This is a genomic window from Micromonospora sp. NPDC049580 (assembly GCF_040675595.1).
Lineage (GTDB): Bacteria > Actinomycetota > Actinomycetes > Mycobacteriales > Micromonosporaceae > Micromonospora.
The window spans coordinates 1-2,372 of sequence record NZ_JBFAPG010000688.1 but is presented as its reverse complement, the minus strand read 5'-3'; the positions used below and the strand labels follow the sequence as shown (position 1 = coordinate 2,372).

The 2,372-nt window shown below is 72.8% G+C and carries 5 protein-coding genes; 3 read left to right on the top strand and 2 right to left on the bottom strand.

Annotated elements, in window-relative coordinates; all coding sequences use genetic code 11:
* Positions 1-67: 67 nt before the first annotated feature.
* Both AB0J68_RS31035 and AB0J68_RS31030 read right to left on the bottom strand, forming a co-directional pair.
* Positions 68-394 carry a DUF3817 domain-containing protein gene (locus tag AB0J68_RS31035; protein WP_266245607.1) on the bottom strand — a complete coding sequence of 109 codons (327 nt, stop codon included), beginning with the start codon at positions 392-394 and terminating at the stop codon, positions 68-70.
* 25 nt (positions 395-419) lie between these two features.
* The gene (locus tag AB0J68_RS31030; RefSeq protein ID WP_355066102.1) at positions 420-854 is read right to left on the bottom strand and encodes a hypothetical protein; all 435 of its coding nucleotides are present in this window, start codon (positions 852-854) and stop codon (positions 420-422) included.
* Between the two features lie 130 nt (positions 855-984).
* Between AB0J68_RS31030 and AB0J68_RS31025 the strand changes: the two genes are divergently transcribed.
* From AB0J68_RS31025 to AB0J68_RS31015, 3 genes are read left to right on the top strand one after another with little or no spacing between them, the layout of a single operon-like run.
* A complete protein-coding gene (locus AB0J68_RS31025) occupies positions 985-1,323 on the top strand; it encodes a DUF6158 family protein (RefSeq protein ID WP_354860915.1) in 339 nt (112 codons plus the stop codon).
* Complete coding sequence (locus tag AB0J68_RS31020) at positions 1,323-1,649, top strand: hypothetical protein (protein ID WP_354860914.1); 327 nt, start codon at positions 1,323-1,325, stop codon at positions 1,647-1,649. The genes AB0J68_RS31025 and AB0J68_RS31020 overlap by 1 nt, the downstream gene beginning before the upstream one ends.
* Before the next feature lie 50 nt (positions 1,650-1,699).
* The gene (locus AB0J68_RS31015) at positions 1,700-2,239 is read left to right on the top strand and encodes a DUF1360 domain-containing protein (RefSeq protein ID WP_354860912.1); all 540 of its coding nucleotides are present in this window, start codon (positions 1,700-1,702) and stop codon (positions 2,237-2,239) included.
* Positions 2,240-2,372 lie beyond the last annotated feature (133 nt).

Sequence of the window (2,372 nt, the reverse complement as noted above, 5' to 3'; positions counted from 1 at the left end):
GGTCGACCCCCTCGCCTCGGCGGACCCGTGGAGGCCCAGCCGCTGACCAGACCCACCGCCGGGCCGGTCAGCCGGCGACCGGCTCCGGCGTACGGGTGGCGGGCCGGTCCAGCCAGGCGGTGACGCGTCGCTCGGCGTAGAACGAGACGAACGGCACGGTGCCGGCGAGCATCACCAGGAGCATCCGCTTCAGCGGCCAGTCGGCCCGGCGGCTCAGGTCGAACGCGGCCACCAGGTAGATCATGTAGAGGAAGCCGTGCGCCGGGCCGACCGTCTCCACCACGACCGGGTTGTCGAACGCGTACTTCAGTGGCATGCCGACAACGACCAGCAGGATCAGCACCACGCCCACGATCCAGGCGATCACGCGGTACCGGGTAAGGGCTGCGCCCACCTTCGTCCGTCCTTCCGAGCCCGGCTCAGCCGGGATAGTCACCGGGCCGGGCGCCCGGATTGGCGTTCAACCATGACAGGTAGTCGTTGTAGGCGGCCAGGTCGGCGTCGTCGCCGGGCGTTGCGTTGACCGGCACCCGGGTCACCCGCACCGGTCGGCGTACCGCCGGTCGGGAGCCGATGGTCGCGGCCGGCGGCGGCTCGACGGCCGGTGGGTCGGCGGGGTCCGCCGGTGGCTGGGCGGCTGTTTCCGCGTTGTGGCGTGCCAGCCGCACCTCGCGCCACCAGACGTACACCACGAAGCCGGCGAAGATCGGCCACTCGACGGCGTACCCCCAGCTGAGGTTGTTGCCGGCCGTGGCCCGGCTGATCTGCCACCAGCCCAGCCCGAGGAAGCCCACGACCAGCACGACCATGGCCACGTGACGCGCGATCCACGCCGGGGTCCAGAGCCACCTCATGGCGTCGAGGGTACCGGGAACGGCGGCGCTCTCCGACACGGTGTCGTAGCTGCCACGCGGGCGGGATGGTTTGGCGTTCCCCGGTGTGGGCATCCGTCTAGACGCCAGCCCAAACGAGACCAGGGGGGCGATGATGACCGGATCGGTACGCGAGGACGGCTTTGGGTCCAGCGGCAGCACGGAGATGAGCCCTGAGCAGCGGGTGCCCGAGTGGGGCGGCGACCACCTCGCCGACTCCGGTGGCGCCGACCTCGACGGCGATGCGCTGGGCGTCGACCCGACGGAGCTGACCGACGACGATCTGATCCGCGAAATGCACAGCCTGCACCGCACCCGGCTGGACACCCTCCGGCACGCGGCAGACTCCGCGCTCGCCAACCACCTGCGACGCACGGCGGACCTGGAGACCGAGTACCTCGCCCGTCACCCGGGCCGGGAGGTCGACCCGAGCCGCCTGCGGGACGTCTGATGCCGGCGCGAGCCGTGCGCGGCATGTCCGCGCCACCCGAGGTGGTCTTCAACACGGCCACCGACCCGGCTCGGGCCTCGGCCTGGTTGCCGGCGCCGCTGCGCAACGACGGGAGCCCTCCCGCCGAGATCAGGGGCGAGGAGCTGCGGGCCCGCTGGAGCGACGCCGACTGGGCCGCCGAGATCCGGGTGGACCCGGCTGACTCCGGCGGCGCCCGGATCCAGCTCGACCTGACCGACGGCTCGGGCGCCGACCCGGACCAGTTGGCCGACGAGGCGCTGACCAACCTCGCCCGCGAGGTCGCCGACAACCTCCAGGCCGGCTGACACCGTCACCGACGGCCGCTTTCGCACCATGACGACATGTGAGGAGAACGGTGAGCGACACTGGCCTGCGACAGAAGGCGGCGCGGCTGCGCCGGGCGTACGCGCCGCACGAGCACCGGCCGCTCGGCGGCTACCTGGTGGCGATGGGCACCTACGCCGGGGTGACCGGGGCGCTGGCCGGCCTGGTCAAGGTGACCGGCCGCCCGGTGCCCGAACGCCCCGCCCCCGCCGACGTCGTGTTGCTCTCCATCGCCACGCACAAGCTCAGCCGGCTGCTGTCCAAGGACGCGATCACCAGCCCGCTGCGGGCGCCGTTCACCCGCTATGACCGGCCGATCGGCAGCGGTGAGGTGATGGAGCAGGTCCGCGACTCGGGCAGTTCCACCCGGCACGCCATCGGCGAGCTGCTGAGCTGCCCGTTCTGCCTGGCGGTCTGGGTGGCCACGGGGCTGACCGGGGGCCTGGTGCTCGCCCCCCGCCTCACGCGTCTGGTGGCCACCGCGCTGACGGCGGTGGCCGCGTCCGACTTCCTCCAGATGGCGTACGCCACGGCGCAGCAGGCCGCCGAGGGTGGGCACGACGACGACTGACCCGACGACGAACGCGACGTGGGGGCCGGCATCAGCCGGCCCCCACGCTCGTACGCGTCAGCGCGGCATTCCGGTCCAGCCGTGCGGCGATTACGGCGCCCGGTCGTCCACGTCGTCCCCCGGGTTGTTGTCC

Coding starts and splice junctions, on each gene's coding strand:
- AB0J68_RS31020 (WP_354860914.1), top strand. CDS start 1,323: ATGCCGGCGCGAGCCGTGCGCGGCATGTCCGCGCCACCCGAGGTGGTC.
- AB0J68_RS31030 (WP_355066102.1), bottom strand. CDS start 854: ATGAGGTGGCTCTGGACCCCGGCGTGGATCGCGCGTCACGTGGCCATG.
- AB0J68_RS31025 (WP_354860915.1), top strand. CDS start 985: ATGATGACCGGATCGGTACGCGAGGACGGCTTTGGGTCCAGCGGCAGC.